Origin of the sequence: Arcobacter rhizosphaerae, assembly GCF_049472155.1 — a bacterium.
In the GTDB taxonomy this organism is placed as follows: domain Bacteria; phylum Campylobacterota; class Campylobacteria; order Campylobacterales; family Arcobacteraceae; genus Arcobacter_B.
Window position 1 is genome coordinate 14,305 of sequence record NZ_JBMOVW010000004.1, and the last position, 14,463, is coordinate 28,767.

The window sequence follows — 14,463 nt, forward strand, 5'->3', positions numbered from 1 at the left end:
ATCATTTTTCCTAATTAAATTGAGCTAAGCTTAGCTTTTAAGCTCTCATTGAATTGAGGCATTGACGATACTAAAGAATCTTTTAATGCTTTAGTTTCCTCTTCCAAATTCTTAGCAAATTCTGCAGATTTTGCTTCCAAATTAGACTTAGCGCTAGCAAGTTTTGCATCAGCACTCTCTTTTGCTTCCTTATAAGCTTGTTCTCTAATAGCAGCTGCTTCTTTTTTCGCATCTGCAATTACTTTATTTGCTTCAGCGATCATACCATCTACATCTGCACCGTTTGATTTTGCATCTTCTAAATCTTTTTTAATAGATTCTGCTCTATCATCCATGTGCTTTAGTAAAGGCTTGAACAGACAGCTGTTTAGCCTAGCAACAACTAAAAGAAAGATGATACCAGAGCTAAGCAATAATACAGGACTTATGTCTAACATTCATTCCTCCATATTTTTTACAGTTTAGTTTAACTAAAACTCGTATATTTTAGCAAAGTTAAATATAAAGTAATATTAAAGGAATAAATTACGTTTTAAAATTTTATTTTTTGTTACTATTGTAACTTAAAGTAAGAAGAAATCTTATCAATATCTTCTTGTGAGTTTATTTCTATTTTGAAGTAGTTCTTTTCAGCTTTTACCTTTAAATCGCTACTTTTAAGTGTTTCTACTACATCTTTAAGTGGATTAAAGTCATAAGTTGTTACTTTTTTACTCTTTTTTACTTCAGGATTGTTTTTTGACTTCAAATCTTTAATTAATTTTTCTGTTTCTCTTACAGATAATTTTTGACCAATTACTGAATCTGCAACCATTTTTTGATCTTCATCAGTAAGACCAAGCATAACTTTTGCATGTCCTGCACTAATTTTACTATTAGCTAATAGTTGTTGTACATAAGACGACAATTGTAATAGTCTTAAAGTATTTGTAATTGATGTTCTTGACTTAAAAACTTTTTTAGATAATTCTTCATGTGTTAAATCATGTTCATTTATTAATTGAGCATAAGAATATGCAAGTTCAACAATATTTAAATCATCTCTTTGAATATTTTCAATTAAGGCAAGTTCTCTTAATTTCATTTCATCAGCATCTATTATAAATGCTTTAATTTTATCAAGGTTTGCTAACTTATGAGCTCTTAATCTTCTCTCCCCTGCAACTAAAACATATTCAAAATCATCTTTTTGAATAACAATAATAGGTTGTAACAAACCATGTTCTATGATAGAATCACTTAATTCTTTTAACTTTTCTTCATCAAATATTTTTCTAGGTTGATATGGATTTGTACTTATTAATGATACATCCAATTCCATTGTGTCTTTACTTTCATTATTTGTATTTGAAGTTTCATAAGCAGTTTCAACTTCACCTAATAATTCTCCTAATCCTCTACCTAATGCCATATTTTCTCTTCCTAATTAGATTTTTAACCTGCAATTGCTTTTGCAAGATTTGTATAAGCTTTTGTACCTGTTGCACTTGCATCATATAACATGATTGGTTTCCCAAAACTTGGACTTTCTGCAAGTTTAATATTTCTTGGGATAACAACATAAGAACTATCATCAATTTTAAATAGTTTACTCTCAAAATGCTGTGCTAAGTCAGCAAAGACTTGCTTTGATAAGTTATTTTGAGAACTATACATAGTTGGTAAAAAACCTCTTATTTGTAATGATTTATTAATAGTTTGTTTCACTAATTTAATTGTGTTTAATAATTGAGCTAATCCTTCTAATGCAAAAAACTCACATTGAATTGGAATTAATACAGAATTTGAAGCACTTAATGTATTAATAGTGATTGGTCCTAATGCAGGAGGTGAATCAATAATAATATAATCAAAATCTTTTTTTACAGGATCAATTTTTCTTTTTAAAACTAATTCTCTATCTTTCATATTTTTATAGAACTCTTTTTCTATTCCAACTAATCCAATATTAGAAGGAGCTACTTTTAAGTTTTCTATTTCTGAGTCTAACATAATTTCAGGTAACTCTTTTGTACCTAACATTACATGATAAATGTTATATTCATAAGTATCTCTTTGGAAACCTAATGATGTTGTTGCATTAGCTTGTGGGTCAGCATCAATTAATAGTACTCTTTTACCTTCTAGGGCAAGTGCAGCACTTAAATTTACAGCTGTAGTAGTTTTACCTACTCCACCTTTTTGGTTAGCTATTGAAATAATTTCTGTCATCGTAAACTAAATACCTTTTTATTATTTAAGTTAATTGAACCATCACTATTGAGTATTGCATTTTTTAATGGAATTTTTTCGTTATCAATGGTTGCTTGGAATTTTCTACTCTTATCGAATTCTATCTTATAGTCGCTAAAAATTTGCTTCCATGAAATTTGTTTTTTTAATTCAAAAAAATAGTTTTCTAATAATACCTCCCTATCTATGGCAATATCTAATTTTCCAAATTCTTTACTTACTTCAATCAAATTTAATCCAATACCACATAAAACAATATCTTTATTTAAATTTGTAATAGTACCACCAATTTTTTTATCATCAATATAAAAATCATTAGGCCATTTTAGCCATACTTTTGAACCACTTTTCTTTAATATTATTTTCAATAAAAATGAAAAATATATTGAAGATGTTTGTAAAGGCAAATCTTGGGGCAAAGAGTTTTTACATAATGCAAAAGAAAAGAAAAGATTTCCTTTTTTTCCTGTCCAAGAATTTCCTCTACTTCCTATACCATTAGTCTGTTGATCTGTTACGATACAAGTTATTTCATCTAACTCATTATTATTTATATAATTTTTTAAGTATGAATGAGTAGAATCTACTTTATTTAATCTTATAATTTTCATTTGATTATTATACATTATTGCTTTACAAGATTGTATTAAATATAATCATTTAAAAAGGCACTTATGTTAGATCCAGTTTTACCAATAGCTTTATATCTTTTTCTTGGGTATTTATTTAAAGTTGTTTTTCATGACAATTCTAAACAATTAATTGAATTTATAATTTACTTTTCACTTCCTGCAATAGTATTTTCTAAAATTTATCCTTTAACACTTGATGATAGAATTCTAAGTCTTATATTAATGTTTATTGGTTTTATTTTATTTAATTTAGTTCTTGCATATTTTATTGGAAGATTAATGAAATTAGATAAACTAATACTTGCTACTTTTATGATTATGGCAACATTTGGTAATACTTCTTTCATAGGCTTTTCTTATATTGATGCTTTTTATGGTCAAGATTATATTGTATATGGGTTAATATATGATTTATTTGGTTCTTTTTTATTATTAGTTTCTATTGGTATGTTTATAATTACTTGGGGTAGTGGAAGAAAAAATAATGTTAAATCAATATTTAAAAGTGTGTTTTTATTTCCACCTTCAATTATGTTCTTAATTACTGTAATAGCAAAAAATTTTGAAGTACCAAACTTCTTAATTCTTACATCTGAAACATTAGGAGCAACACTTGTTCCTATTGCAATGATTGCCATAGGAATGAAACTTGAGTTAAAACATATTTTTTCAAAATTTCATGTGGTTTCAATGGTAATGATTTTAAAAATGTTAATTGTTCCTATTATTGTACTTTTAGGATTTCAGTTATTCTATGGAATTGAGGAAACATGGGTTAAAGTTACAATTATTGAAGTTGCTATGCCACCTATGACAATGGCTACTGTGCTTGCTATAAAAGGTGGTTTAGATGAAAAAATTGCTATTAACTCTTTAGTATTGGGAGTACTATTAAGTCTGTTTACTATTACAGCATATACAACATATTTAGGATAAATATGTTGTATTTTAGTTTAAGATAAAATATCTCTTAAATTTAATCTTTGTCCTCTTATATAATCAACTGATGATACTGCTTTTTTAGATGGTGCTTGAATTGTTAGAATTTTTAAAGAGCCATATTTACACCCTACTACAATATTATCAGAATTAATTTCTAATATTTCCCCTTCTTTATTTAAAGATTGTGTTTCTATAAGTTTTATATCTTTTATTTTAAGTTTTGATTCTAAAAAAACTCCTGGCCAAAAACTATATGCTTTATATTTCAAATATACTTTTTTTGCATCCACAAAAGAAATTAAACCATCTTCTTTTTTGATTTTACCACAAAAACTAACTTCAGCATTGTTTTGTTTTTTAGGTTTTATATTTTCAAAGTTATCTAAAGTAGTTATAGTTAACTTTGCTGCGATTACAGAAAGTTTATTAAAAGCTTCTGTAACTTCCATCTCAGGCGTTATTTTTAAATATTGTAAGCCTAAAATATCTCCACTATCTAATCCTTCTTCCATTAACATAGAAGTAACACCGGTATATTTATCATCATTAAGTAGTGATTCTTGAATTGGACTTGCTCCTCTATATTTAGGAAGTAAAGATGCATGAAGATTTATACAAGGGGCTATTTCTAAAATTTCTTTAGGTAATATTTGTCCATAAGCAGCAACAATAATAAAATCTGGATTAAAACTTTGAATTTGATTTTTAGCTTCATCATTATTTCTTAACTTTTCTGGTTGAAAAATAGGAATATCTAAATTTTTATCGATACAAAATTGTTTTATATGAGGAGGAGTTAAGACCTGTTTTCTACCTACTTTTTTATCTGGCTGAGTAAATAAAGCTACAACTTCATAAGCACTATTTAGCAACTCTTCAAAAATCTTAGTTGCATAATCAGGTGTTCCCATAAATAAAACTTTTTTTGACATTTTAAACCTTTATTTCTTAAAAATTGTTCCACTTTTATGATTTTCATCAACTAAAAAATCATAAGCATTTGTTAAATCGAATCCTGAGGATAAATACATTGGTATATTATGTTTCATTAAAAAATCAGCAGCTTTTAACTTTGTAACTATTCCACCTGTAGCAAACTCAGAGTTTGCAGTATGTTTCATTTGTAACTCTTCCTCATTTATAGATGAAACAACCTTTAACATAACTGCATCACTGAATTCTCTAGGATTTTTATTATAATACCCATCAATATCACTTAATATTGCTAACATATCTGCTTTAAAATGATATGCTACATGAGCTGCTAATTGATCATTATCACCAAAAAGAAGTTCATCATTTGCTATTACGTCATTTTCATTTATAATAGGTAAAATTTTATTTTCAAGTAAAATTTTCATTACATTTTGTGCATTTTTTGTTCTTTTTCTAGAATCAAAATCATCTGCAATTAAAAGCATTTGTGCACAAGTAATATTGTGTTCTTTAAATCTTTTTTTATAATTTTTTAATAAAAGAGGCTGACCTATTGCAGCTAAAGCTTGTCTATTAGCAATTTGAGTTTTATCAAGTTGCAATGATGTAAAACCAGCTCCAACAGCACCTGATGATACTAAAATCACTTCATAATTCTTATCATTTTTTAATTTTGCAATTAAATCAACTAAAGCTGATAGTCTTTGGATTGCTAGTTGTCCATTTTCTGTTAATACAGCAGTTCCTACTTTTATTACAAGTCTTTTCATTTTCCTTGTTCCAATAATTTGTATAATGAGAATTTAATAGCTTCAATATTTTTTCTTGTGATAGAAGAAATTGGTAAAACAAAAAAAGGCTTACTATTATCAAATCTATTATAAGTTAAATCTTGAACATAATAAGGTAATTCTTTATCAAATCCAAACTCATTTGATTTTGATTCTTCTAAACCAATATCAGTAATAAATTTTTTAATATCACCCTCTAAATCTTCTCCATAATATCCATCTGTTTTACTTAATGCAATTGCAAAATTTCTTGTTGATAATTCATTTGAAAATTTACTAACTTCTTCTTTTAATACATTATATTGATCAAGCATAGTTCTATAATTAGCTACATCAATTAAGAAAAGCAGTGTTTTTGTTCTTTCTATATGTTTTAAAAACTCTAAACCTAATCCTCTACCATCAGCTGCACCATCAATAATCCCTGGAATATCAGCCATTACAAAAGAGTTATAATCACCAACTTCAACAACTCCTAACTTTGGAGTTAATGTTGTAAATTCATAATTAGCTACTTCTGGACTTGCATTTGATGTAGTCGAAATAAGAGTTGATTTACCAACATTTGGATATCCAACTAAACCAACATCAGCAATAAGTTTTAACTCTAATCTAATATTTTTAGTTTGACCTGGAAGACCTGGTTGAAAATAAGTTGGTCTTTGATTTCTTGAGTTTTTAAAGTGAACATTACCTAATCCACCTTTTCCACCTTCTAAAAGTTTTACCTTTTCACCTTCATTTAATAAATCTAATAAAAGTTCACCTGTATCTTCATCAATAACTTGAGTTCCAGGAGGAACAGTAAGAATTAAAGGATCAGCTGATTTTCCTGTCATTCTTGATCCCATTCCCTGTTTTCCATTATCAGCTTTAAAAACTTTTCTTCCTTTATAAAAAGATAAAGTATCAGTGTTGTTATCTACTATAAAGTAAACATCTCCACCTTTTCCACCATCTCCCCCGTCAGGACCACCTTTTACTACAAATTTTTCTCTTCTAAATGAAGCACATCCTTGTCCACCTTTACCTGATGAAACTGAAAATTTGGCACTATCAATAAACATTATAAACCTCCACGGTATATGTAAAATAAAAAATCAACTACTATTAACTTTTTATTTTACATTGTTATATAAAAAAAGGGTGCAGGCAAAAAGCCATACACCCTTTAAAATCATTTTTCTTTTAGAAATTATGAAGCGTAAACTGAAACTTTTTTTCTTTTTTTATCTTTAGTTTCAAATTTAACAACACCATCAATTAAAGAATAAATTGTATGATCTTTTCCAATTCCAACGTTTGCACCAACGTGTACTTTTGTTCCTCTTTGTCTTAAGATGATGTTACCAGCTCTTACTGTTTCTCCACCATACTTTTTAACACCAAGTCTTTTTCCAGCTGAATCTCTATTATTTTGTGTAGATCCTTGACCTTTCTTGTGAGCCATACTATTATCTCCTTGAATTTATTGCTTAAGCAGCAATTTTAGTGATTCTAATTTTTGTGAAGCTTTTTCTAAAACCTCTTTTTAATTTTGAATCTTTTCTTCTTCTTTTTTTGTAAATAATAACTTTTCTATCTCTATTTACACCAGTACCATCTAAAACTACTTCTGCTTCAACTTTTGCAGCTGATACAGCATCACCAGTTTTTAATTCACCATCGTTTACAGCTAAAACATCAGTGATTTCTAAAGTTTCTTTAGCAGCTTTACCAGTATAATCAATGTTAAGGATATCTCCCTCAGAAACTTTATACTGTTTTCCACCACACTTAATAATTGCGTACATTTTTCTTCCTCTAATATTCAGTTCTATGTGCTAACTTCTCGTTGACAATTCATGCTAACTTTATTTTTCGAACCGGAATACTATCTTATTTTACTTTAAACTTTGTTTAAGTCAGGTTGATTATTTGCTTAATGATAGTCACTTGCAGTAGCAACTGCATCAATCATTATTAAAGAATTCAATGGTAATCCTTGAGTAGATATTGTACTTCTTGCAGGTTTATGATCACCAAATGCTTCAGCAAATAATACATTTACAACTCCAAAGTCTTCAATATTTTCTAGATAAATAGATACTTTTACAACATTATTCATTCCACTTTCAGCATCTTCTAATAATGTTCTTAAGTTTGATAAAACTTGTCTAGTTTGTACTTTTATATCTCTTTCTACTAAAGTCCCATCTAAAGTCACTGGAACCTGTGCTGATGTATAAATCATTCCATTTACTTTTACAGCAGGTGAATATGGTCCAATAGCAGCTGGTAAATTATCACTTTCTATAAATTTCATTTTAATTTCCTTCTTTCTTTATCTTTTACAGCAATTCTACATAAATTATTCTACTAAAAAAATTAAAAGAAAAATTAATTATAAATCATAAGTTACAAGCCTACCTTGTTTAAGTTGTCTTAAAGCATCTTGCGTTTTTCTTAAAAGCGATCCTTTTTCTCTTAAAGATAATGTTTTATCATATTTTAATTCATTTAATTTTTTAGTATAAAACTTATATAAAAGAATTAAAAGTTCTTTTTCTAATCTTTCATCATTATAATCTTCTAGTTTTTCATTTAAAACTATCGAATTTAATGAAATATTATTTATATCAGATAATAATAATTCAAACTCATTTTTATGTATTTCAAACATTGAAGAATCAACTAAATCTAGTACTGTATCTAATCTTTCTGGTTTTTCTAAAATAGCTTTTATAATACATAGTTCTTGAATATTTACTTTTGATAAATCAACTTGAATAGGTCTACTTATGTCAGTTGAAACTTTTACTAAATTTTCCCTAATATTTAACTTTTGAGCTATATAACGTTTATACTCATCTTGATATAGAATACCTAATGATTTTAAATAATCATTTGCTTCAATTAATGCTTTTTGCTTTTGGGAAGCATTATTTATATCGTACTTAGACACAATGTAATCAATACTATAAGAAATAAAATCTTGAGGAGTATTAAACATTTTATCAAGCTCTTCAATCTTAGCATCTTTAACCATGTCAGCAGGATCTTTGCCTTCGCCAAAAATAACAACACCACCCTCAAATTCACTTTGTGATAACATGACAGAAGCCTTAAAAGCTGCTGCAAGACCTGCTTTATCACCATCATAAGCAAGAATTACTTTTGGCTCTCCCCTTCTAATAAGAGGTAAGTGCTCTTTTGTTAAAGCTGTACCTAATGTGGCAACTGCGGTATTAAAACCAGCTTGATGAAGCATAATAACATCTAAATATCCTTCACAAACTATTAGTCTATTTTTTTTATAAATATTCTCTTTTGCTAAGTGATATCCATAAAGTAATCTTGATTTATTAAAAAGTTTAGTTTGAGGTGAATTTACATACTTAGCATTATGTCCTGTTATAGTTCTACCTCCAAAACCTACAATTCTTCCATTTATTGCATAAATAGGAAATGTGATTCTTTCAATAAATCTTGAATATAAGCCATTTGTTCCTGTATCAATTACACCTAAATCAATTGCTTCATTTAAATTATAATGGTTTGCTTTTAAAAAATTAATTGTATCATTGGATTTAGGAGCATAACCTATTTCAAATTTTTCAATAAAAAACTCAGAAATACCTCTACTTTTAATATACTCTTTGGCAGTCTTATTATTTATAAATAACTTTTGATAAAATCTATTAACATCTTCAAGTACTCTAACATCTTGTTTTTTTTGTTTTACATTGTCATATTCAAGTTGAACATTGTACATGGAAGCTAATTTTTCTAAAGTTTCTGGATATGACAATTTTTCATATTCCATTACAAACTTTATAGCATCACCACCTACCCCACAACCAAAGCAATGATAGATTTGTTTTGCTGGGCTTACCACAAAAGAAGGTGTATCCTCTCCATGAAAAGGACAACAAGCTTTGAAGTTTGCTCCTGATTTTTTTAATTCTAAAAATTGAGATACTACATCTACAACATCAAGGTGATTTTTTAAATTATCTATTGATTCTTTTTTTATCATAAGGTATTATACACTTTTATTATTTTATATGAACTTTTATGTTAATATACCTACTTATATTAAAAGTATGGTAAAAGGTAAGCGTTGGACAATATAGTTTTAGAGTATAGAGACCCACTCTTTGGGCTTATTATACTTGTTGCATTAATCTTTTTAATCTCATTTTTTACCTACTCTTATGGTATTTATAAAGAAAGAGTAGCTAGAAAAGATTATAGAAAACTTTCTCGTAGATTTGAACTTGGAAAATTAAAAGAAGAAGATTATGTTCATCTTTATAAAACTTATAATTTACCTTTTGATTCAATTTTACTTTTGGCTTCAACATTTTTACATAAAGGGAATTATAATAAAGCAATAAATGTATATTTAACTTTACTAGAACATGTAAAAGATAGAGTTAAAAAAGAAGAACTTTTAGAACTACTTGGAGCTACATATTTCAAAGGTGGTTTTTTACAAAGATCAAAAGATATATTCTTAAGAATTTTAAAATTTTCCCCAAGAAATAAAAATGCTTTAACACAGCTTCTAATTATTCATGAGAAATTAAAAGAGTTTGAAAAAGCTAAAGAAGTTACTGCTTGTTTAGAAGAATTAAATGAAAATATGCAAAAAGATAAAGTATATTTGGATGCTTTAATAATTATAAATGACCCTGTTTATTCTTATGAAAAAAGAAGTGATTTATTATATAAAATATTTTTAGATAATCCAAGTATTCAAAGATTATTTGCAGAGTTCCTATTACAATTTAATAAACCTTTTTTTTGGGAAAATGTAGATAAATTTGATGTTAAGAACTTCACTGATTTAATGTGGTACCTAAATTTTGACGATATCAATTTTGAAAAAGTTTACAAAAATGAATTTCTTGTAGAACTTTATAATGCAAAAGGATATCTTGATAATTTAAACCATAGTGAAGATTTTGTTTTTGATATACTTATTGCTTTAAATAAGCATGAACATAAAACAAATGCTACTTTAGATTTTGAGTTTATTTGTTCAAGTTGTAAAAATGTTCATCCTGTTTATGATACAAGATGTCCACATTGCCATAATATTTTAACTTTTAATGTAAAACATAATTTATCTAAGGGATTTGATGAAGCAAATCAATCTTTACAGTGATGGTTCAAGTTTAGGTAATCCAGGCCCTGGTGGTTGGGGTACAATTCTTGAATTTAAGGGAAAAGAAAAAGAACTTTGTGGTGGAGAAATGAATACCACAAATAATAAAATGGAATTAAAAGGTGTGATTGAAGGACTGAAAGCCTTAAAAGAGCCTTGTGATGTTCACGTGATATCTGATTCAACGTATGTAGTTAAGGCTATAAACGAATGGCTTACAGGATGGGTTAAAAATAACTGGAAAAATGCTAGTAAAAAACCTGTTAAAAATGTTGAATTGTGGAAAGAGTATATAGAAGTTTCAAAACCACATAGAATACGTGCAACATGGGTAAGAGGTCATGATGGTCATGAACATAATGAAAGATGTGATATACTTGCAAGAACCTTTGCAGAACAATTAAGAGATAATCAATAAAGAGAGGAAAAAAATGAGCGATTATACAAAATTAGAAAAGTGTTTGGGTTATCAGTTTAAAGATAAAAATCTGATAATCGAAGCACTTACTCATAAAAGTTTTAAAAAACCATATAATAATGAAAGATTAGAATTTTTAGGAGATGCCGTATTAAACTTAATAGTTGGGGAATATTTATTTAAAAAATTTCCAAAATCAAATGAGGGTGAATTATCAAAAATTAGAGCTTCTTTAGTAAATGAGACTGGGTTTACAAAATTAGCTAATGAGATAAAACTTGGAGAATACATATTTATATCTACAGCAGAAGAAAGAAATAAGGGTAGAAGTAAAGCTTCAATTTTATCAGATGCTTTTGAAGCAATTATGGGTGCTGTTTATTTAGAATCAGGTTTAGAAACATTAAAACCAATAATATTAAAACTACTAGAAGAGTCTTATGATAAAATTAATCTTGATGTATTATTTAGTGATTATAAAACAGCTTTACAAGAGATAACACAAGCTAAATTTGGTTCAATCCCTGTTTATAAAATAGAGGGTTCTTACGGTCCTGATCATAAAAAAGAGTTTGAAGTATCTATTTGGATTGATGGTGAAACTTATGGAACAGCAAAAGGGAAAAGCAAAAAACTAGCACAACAAGCCGTAGCTAAAATTGCGATAAATAAGTTAAAAGGAACTAACTAATGAATAGCTTTGGACATAAATTTAAGTTTACTACATTTGGTGAGTCACATGGAAAAGCTTTAGGTTGTATTGTTGATGGTGTTCCAGCAGGTATAAAAATAGATGAAGATTTTATTCAAAGTGAAATGGATAGAAGAAAACCTGGACAAAATAAATACGCAACAGCTAGAAAAGAAGGGGATAAAGTTGAAATTCTTTCTGGTGTATTTGAAGGAATTACTACTGGTACTCCAATTTCTATGGTTATCTTTAATGAAAACCAAAAATCAAAAGATTATTCAAATGTAAAAGATTTATTTAGACCAGGTCACGCAGACTTTACCTACTTTAATAAATATGGCACAAGAGATTATAGAGGTGGAGGAAGATCAAGTGCTAGAGAAACAGCAGCAAGGGTTGCAGCAGGAGCTATAGCAAAACTAATGCTAAAAGAACTTGATATTAAAGTTCAAAGTGGTATTTGTGCAATTGATGGAATTGAAGCAAATAACTATGACTTCTCAAAAGTAGCAGATTCAGAAATTTTTGCATTAGATAAAGATGTGGAGCAAGCACAAAAAGATGCAATTTTAGCAGCAAAAAACAAACACAATTCTGTAGGTGGGGTTGCTCTTGTAAATGTCCAAGGTGCACCTATAGGTTTAGGAGAGCCACTATATTTTAAACTTGACTCACAAATAGCAAATGCAATGATGAGTATAAATGCTGTTAAAGCTGTAGAAATTGGAGATGGAACTCTAAGCTCAAAAGTAAAAGGTTATGATAACAATGACCAAATAAGAAAAGATGGTTTTAAAACAAATCATTCAGGAGGAATTCTTGGTGGTATTTCAAATGGTGATAATATAAATGTAAAAGTATATTTTAAATCAACACCATCAATTTTTATAAAACAAGAAACAGTTGACATACATAATAATGAAGTTGACTGTGAATTAAAAGGAAGACATGACCCTTGTGTAGCAGTTAGAGGAAGTGTAGTTGCTGAATCTATGATGGCACTTGTATTAGCTGATATGGCTTTACTTAATATGTCTTCAAAAATAGAAAACGTAAAAAAAGTATATAAAAAAGCATAGTTTAAACTTTTTTATATATAATTATATTCTTAAGCATCTCTTTGGTCAAGGGATGCTTTTTTTATGTCTAAAATTATTTATATTAAAGCTCTTGTTTTAATTCTTCCAATCTAGCAATTCTATCTTCTGTACTAGGATGTGTTTTAAAAAAATTAGAAAAAGAAGCATTTTTAGCCGAAAAAGGGTTTACTATAAACATGTGTGCAGTTTGTTGTGTAGCATTATGAACTTGCCCTCTTTTAGCATAACTTTCAAGTTTTGATAAAGCACTTTGTAAACCCGAAGGATTATTTGTCATTCTAGCTGCGCCCTCATCTGCCATATATTCTCTACTTCTACTTACACTCATTTGAATAATTGTTGCAGCAAGAGGAAGTAGAATGGCCATTATAATCATCATTACTGGATTAGAGTTTTGTCTATTACTTCCAAATACTGCACTAAATTGCATCATATTTGCAAGCATTGCTATTGCACCTGCAAAAACAGCAGCTATTGTTCCAATTAAAATATCATAATGTTTAATATGAGATAATTCATGAGCAATTACTCCTTCTAATTCTTGTTCATTTAGCATTTCATATAACCCCATAGTAACAGCTACTGCAGCATTTTCATAGTTTCTTCCTGTAGCAAAAGCATTAGGAGTATGATCTGGAATTAAATATACTTTTGGCATAGGTAAATTAGCTTTTTGAACTAACTTTTGAGTAATTCTATATATAGGGTGTCTAATATCTTCTATAGGTGTCGCATTAAACTGTTTTAATACTTGCTTATCAGAATAATAATAAGCATAAAAATTCATACCTGCTGCTATTAGAAATGCAAATAACATACCTGTAGTACCTGCAAAGGCATAGCCTATAAAAACAAATAAGACTGTTAATAAACTTAATAAAAATACTGTTTTAATTTGTTCCATAATTACTCCTTTTATCTATGTTTATTCTAGCAAATATTTTTTAATAAATATTTAACAAGCAAAAATAAATACATAAAGACTTATTTTTTATATTAATGATAAAATTTTACCTCAAAAAAAGCTAACTTTCTTTAAAATTTATCAAGATTATTTAAAGAGTAAAAAATGAAAAAATTGTATATTGTAAGACATGGACAAAAAGAAATAAAAAAAGAAAAACAAGATGATTATGATAGACCTCTAAGTCAAAAAGGTATAGAAGATTGTAAAAAAATGGCAAAACATCTTTTTAATAAAAGTGTAAAAATAGATTTAATTGTTTCTAGTCCAGCACAAAGGACAAGACAAACTTCTGAAATATATGCTGAAACTTTAAGGTATACTAAAAACATTATGTATAATGAAGTTTTATATATGGCATATTTAAATGAACTTCAAGAAACAATAACATACACATTCGATACAGTTGAAAATATGATTTTAGTAGGACATAATCCATCTTTAACAGCTCTTGCTCTAACATTGGCAGGATTTAAAGAAGAAATACAAATGGGTGCTATTGTAGAAATAGAGTTTGACTGTAATTCATGGATAGATATTTCAAAAGAAAATGCAAAACTTGTATCTTATATACAACCTGAAGAATAAAAAGAGATTAACTCTTT

General features: G+C 27.9%; 18 protein-coding genes. 6 read left to right on the plus strand and 12 right to left on the minus strand.

Annotated elements, in window-relative coordinates; genetic code table 11:
* Nucleotides 1–14 precede the first annotated feature (14 nt).
* From ACH5BH_RS07595 to ACH5BH_RS07610, 4 genes are all read right to left on the minus strand, one after another.
* Entirely contained in the window at nucleotides 15–437 is a 423-nt protein-coding gene (locus tag ACH5BH_RS07595; protein ID WP_404305316.1) for a F0F1 ATP synthase subunit B family protein, read from the minus strand.
* 116 nt (nucleotides 438–553) lie between these two features.
* Nucleotides 554–1,411: a ParB/RepB/Spo0J family partition protein gene (locus tag ACH5BH_RS07600; RefSeq protein WP_423297953.1), complete on the minus strand. Its 858-nt coding sequence runs from the start codon at nucleotides 1,409–1,411 to the stop codon at nucleotides 554–556.
* A 23-nt stretch (nucleotides 1,412–1,434) separates the two neighbouring features.
* A complete protein-coding gene (locus ACH5BH_RS07605; RefSeq protein WP_404305320.1) occupies nucleotides 1,435–2,211 on the minus strand; it encodes a ParA family protein in 777 nt (258 codons plus the stop codon).
* Complete coding sequence (locus ACH5BH_RS07610) at nucleotides 2,208–2,843, minus strand: biotin--[acetyl-CoA-carboxylase] ligase (protein WP_404305322.1); 636 nt, start codon at nucleotides 2,841–2,843, stop codon at nucleotides 2,208–2,210. Before ACH5BH_RS07610 ends, ACH5BH_RS07605 begins: the two co-directional genes overlap by 4 nt.
* A gap of 63 nt (nucleotides 2,844–2,906) precedes the next feature.
* Here ACH5BH_RS07610 and ACH5BH_RS07615 point away from each other — a divergent pair, with 63 nt between their 5' ends.
* Nucleotides 2,907–3,800: an AEC family transporter gene (locus ACH5BH_RS07615; RefSeq protein ID WP_423297954.1), complete on the plus strand. Its 894-nt coding sequence runs from the start codon at nucleotides 2,907–2,909 to the stop codon at nucleotides 3,798–3,800.
* A 17-nt stretch (nucleotides 3,801–3,817) separates the two neighbouring features.
* Here the strand turns inward: ACH5BH_RS07615 and fmt are convergent, their stop codons facing one another.
* The 7 genes from fmt to dnaG form a co-directional block, all read right to left on the minus strand.
* Nucleotides 3,818–4,738, minus strand: a complete 921-nt coding sequence (fmt, locus tag ACH5BH_RS07620) for a methionyl-tRNA formyltransferase (protein ID WP_423297955.1) — start codon at nucleotides 4,736–4,738, stop codon at nucleotides 3,818–3,820.
* A gap of 9 nt (nucleotides 4,739–4,747) precedes the next feature.
* Nucleotides 4,748–5,512 carry a glutamate 5-kinase gene (proB, locus tag ACH5BH_RS07625; RefSeq protein ID WP_404305327.1) on the minus strand — a complete coding sequence of 255 codons (765 nt, stop codon included), beginning with the start codon at nucleotides 5,510–5,512 and terminating at the stop codon, nucleotides 4,748–4,750.
* Entirely contained in the window at nucleotides 5,509–6,600 is a 1,092-nt protein-coding gene (gene obgE / locus ACH5BH_RS07630) for a GTPase ObgE (protein WP_404305329.1), read from the minus strand. Before obgE ends, proB begins: the two co-directional genes overlap by 4 nt.
* 128 nt (nucleotides 6,601–6,728) lie before the next feature.
* The gene (gene rpmA / locus ACH5BH_RS07635; protein WP_404305331.1) at nucleotides 6,729–6,983 is read right to left on the minus strand and encodes a 50S ribosomal protein L27; all 255 of its coding nucleotides are present in this window, start codon (nucleotides 6,981–6,983) and stop codon (nucleotides 6,729–6,731) included.
* A gap of 25 nt (nucleotides 6,984–7,008) precedes the next feature.
* On the minus strand, nucleotides 7,009–7,326 hold the full coding sequence (gene rplU / locus ACH5BH_RS07640) for a 50S ribosomal protein L21 (RefSeq protein WP_254576007.1): 318 nt from the start codon (nucleotides 7,324–7,326) through the stop codon (nucleotides 7,009–7,011).
* Nucleotides 7,327–7,454: 128 nt separating this feature from the next.
* A complete protein-coding gene (locus ACH5BH_RS07645) occupies nucleotides 7,455–7,838 on the minus strand; it encodes a Rid family detoxifying hydrolase (RefSeq protein ID WP_404305333.1) in 384 nt (127 codons plus the stop codon).
* Between the two features lie 78 nt (nucleotides 7,839–7,916).
* Entirely contained in the window at nucleotides 7,917–9,551 is a 1,635-nt protein-coding gene (gene dnaG, locus ACH5BH_RS07650; protein WP_423297956.1) for a DNA primase, read from the minus strand.
* Nucleotides 9,552–9,635: 84 nt separating this feature from the next.
* Here dnaG and ACH5BH_RS07655 point away from each other — a divergent pair, with 84 nt between their 5' ends.
* The 4 genes from ACH5BH_RS07655 to aroC are packed head-to-tail and all read left to right on the plus strand — an operon-like array spanning nucleotide 9,636 to nucleotide 12,873.
* Nucleotides 9,636–10,685 (plus strand): tetratricopeptide repeat protein, encoded by a 1,050-nt coding sequence (locus ACH5BH_RS07655; protein ID WP_423297957.1) that lies wholly within the window; start codon nucleotides 9,636–9,638, stop codon nucleotides 10,683–10,685.
* Complete coding sequence (gene rnhA, locus ACH5BH_RS07660; protein ID WP_423297958.1) at nucleotides 10,660–11,103, plus strand: ribonuclease HI; 444 nt, start codon at nucleotides 10,660–10,662, stop codon at nucleotides 11,101–11,103. The genes ACH5BH_RS07655 and rnhA overlap by 26 nt, the downstream gene beginning before the upstream one ends.
* Nucleotides 11,104–11,116: 13 nt before the next feature.
* Nucleotides 11,117–11,794 carry a ribonuclease III gene (rnc, locus tag ACH5BH_RS07665; RefSeq protein WP_423297959.1) on the plus strand — a complete coding sequence of 226 codons (678 nt, stop codon included), beginning with the start codon at nucleotides 11,117–11,119 and terminating at the stop codon, nucleotides 11,792–11,794.
* On the plus strand, nucleotides 11,794–12,873 hold the full coding sequence (aroC, locus tag ACH5BH_RS07670) for a chorismate synthase (protein ID WP_423297960.1): 1,080 nt from the start codon (nucleotides 11,794–11,796) through the stop codon (nucleotides 12,871–12,873). Before rnc ends, aroC begins: the two co-directional genes overlap by 1 nt.
* Nucleotides 12,874–12,955: 82 nt before the next feature.
* Here aroC and htpX read toward each other — a convergent pair whose 3' ends face one another.
* The gene (htpX, locus tag ACH5BH_RS07675; RefSeq protein ID WP_423297961.1) at nucleotides 12,956–13,798 is read right to left on the minus strand and encodes a zinc metalloprotease HtpX; all 843 of its coding nucleotides are present in this window, start codon (nucleotides 13,796–13,798) and stop codon (nucleotides 12,956–12,958) included.
* Nucleotides 13,799–13,963: 165 nt separating this feature from the next.
* On the opposite strand from htpX, the gene ACH5BH_RS07680 reads away from it, so the two are divergent.
* Nucleotides 13,964–14,446 (plus strand): SixA phosphatase family protein, encoded by a 483-nt coding sequence (locus ACH5BH_RS07680; RefSeq protein ID WP_404305346.1) that lies wholly within the window; start codon nucleotides 13,964–13,966, stop codon nucleotides 14,444–14,446.
* Nucleotides 14,447–14,463: the final 17 nt, after the last annotated feature.

What these genes read in the sequence shown, in the direction of transcription:
- ACH5BH_RS07595 (WP_404305316.1), bottom strand. Translation starts at nt 437, where the DNA reads ATGTTAGACATAAGTCCTGTATTATTGCTTAGCTCTGGTATCATCTTT.
- ACH5BH_RS07600 (WP_423297953.1), bottom strand. Translation starts at nt 1,411, where the DNA reads ATGGCATTAGGTAGAGGATTAGGAGAATTATTAGGTGAAGTTGAAACT.
- ACH5BH_RS07605 (WP_404305320.1), bottom strand. Translation starts at nt 2,211, where the DNA reads ATGACAGAAATTATTTCAATAGCTAACCAAAAAGGTGGAGTAGGTAAA.
- ACH5BH_RS07610 (WP_404305322.1), bottom strand. Translation starts at nt 2,843, where the DNA reads ATGAAAATTATAAGATTAAATAAAGTAGATTCTACTCATTCATACTTA.
- ACH5BH_RS07615 (WP_423297954.1), top strand. Translation starts at nt 2,907, where the DNA reads ATGTTAGATCCAGTTTTACCAATAGCTTTATATCTTTTTCTTGGGTAT.
- fmt (WP_423297955.1), bottom strand. Translation starts at nt 4,738, where the DNA reads ATGTCAAAAAAAGTTTTATTTATGGGAACACCTGATTATGCAACTAAG.
- proB (WP_404305327.1), bottom strand. Translation starts at nt 5,512, where the DNA reads ATGAAAAGACTTGTAATAAAAGTAGGAACTGCTGTATTAACAGAAAAT.
- obgE (WP_404305329.1), bottom strand. Translation starts at nt 6,600, where the DNA reads ATGTTTATTGATAGTGCCAAATTTTCAGTTTCATCAGGTAAAGGTGGA.
- rpmA (WP_404305331.1), bottom strand. Translation starts at nt 6,983, where the DNA reads ATGGCTCACAAGAAAGGTCAAGGATCTACACAAAATAATAGAGATTCA.
- rplU (WP_254576007.1), bottom strand. Translation starts at nt 7,326, where the DNA reads ATGTACGCAATTATTAAGTGTGGTGGAAAACAGTATAAAGTTTCTGAG.
- ACH5BH_RS07645 (WP_404305333.1), bottom strand. Translation starts at nt 7,838, where the DNA reads ATGAAATTTATAGAAAGTGATAATTTACCAGCTGCTATTGGACCATAT.
- dnaG (WP_423297956.1), bottom strand. Translation starts at nt 9,551, where the DNA reads ATGATAAAAAAAGAATCAATAGATAATTTAAAAAATCACCTTGATGTT.
- rnhA (WP_423297958.1), top strand. Translation starts at nt 10,660, where the DNA reads ATGAAGCAAATCAATCTTTACAGTGATGGTTCAAGTTTAGGTAATCCA.
- rnc (WP_423297959.1), top strand. Translation starts at nt 11,117, where the DNA reads ATGAGCGATTATACAAAATTAGAAAAGTGTTTGGGTTATCAGTTTAAA.
- aroC (WP_423297960.1), top strand. Translation starts at nt 11,794, where the DNA reads ATGAATAGCTTTGGACATAAATTTAAGTTTACTACATTTGGTGAGTCA.
- htpX (WP_423297961.1), bottom strand. Translation starts at nt 13,798, where the DNA reads ATGGAACAAATTAAAACAGTATTTTTATTAAGTTTATTAACAGTCTTA.
- ACH5BH_RS07680 (WP_404305346.1), top strand. Translation starts at nt 13,964, where the DNA reads ATGAAAAAATTGTATATTGTAAGACATGGACAAAAAGAAATAAAAAAA.